Origin of the sequence: Stenotrophomonas sp. HMWF003 (assembly GCF_003061285.1) — a bacterium.
In the GTDB taxonomy this organism is placed as follows: domain Bacteria; phylum Pseudomonadota; class Gammaproteobacteria; order Xanthomonadales; family Xanthomonadaceae; genus Stenotrophomonas; species Stenotrophomonas maltophilia_AP.
Genome location: NZ_QAIW01000323.1, coordinates 2,363 through 3,071 on the forward strand (window position 1 = coordinate 2,363; position 709 = coordinate 3,071).

The 709-nt window shown below is 67.7% G+C and carries 2 pseudogenes; both read left to right on the top strand.

Going from position 1 to position 709, the window contains the following annotated elements:
• Nucleotides 1–119, top strand: a pseudogene (locus tag DBR34_RS23005) (N-(5'-phosphoribosyl)anthranilate isomerase); the annotation flags it as partial.
• Nucleotides 120–414: 295 nt separating this feature from the next.
• Nucleotides 415–709, top strand: a pseudogene (locus DBR34_RS23010) (hypothetical protein); the annotation flags it as partial.

The following is a 709-nucleotide window of genomic DNA, read 5'->3' on the forward strand; positions in this document are numbered from 1 at the left end:
TGCCCTGGGGCGTGGACGTCTCCAGCGGGATCGAATCCGAGCCGGGCATCAAGGACGGCTACAAGATGCGCAAGTTCGTCGAAGAAGTCCGCCGCGCCGACTGCCACGAGGCCGACTGAGGCCGGTGGTGGGTCCCGACCGTGAATCCCGGTACGGGACACGGGACAGGTAAAGCCCGGTAGGTCCCGACCGTTGGTCGGGACATCTGCCGCGATCCCGACGCGGCCATTGCCGACAGCCCATCCACCACGCCAGCCAGGCGCGGCCGCGTTGCTATGGGCGCAGCGGCCAATTTCACGTAGCATCGACAGGACATGGCGCGGCCGGCACGGCGCGTAATCGCGGGAAGCCGGAGCGCTTCCCTCAAGCGGCGGCCGGGGAAGCGGCTGGCCGCCTTCACAGGGAAGGCATGGAATGGACGAGTTCCTCACTGTCGCGTTGAGTTTCCCCACGTTGCCGTACAGCATCGTGCTGGCGTTCGCCGTGCTGTATTGGCTGCTGGCCGCCTTCGGCGTGGTCGACGACGGCATTGCCCATGACGGCCTGGACCTGCACCTGGGGGATGACGGCCTGCACGGCATTTCCGGCATGTTCGCGCGCCTGGGCCTGGGCGGCGCCCCGGTGATGCTGGTGATCGCGCTGCTGGCCTTCTTCGGCTGGACCGTCACCTACTTCGTCCACCTGTTCCTGCTGCAGCCCCTGCCCACCC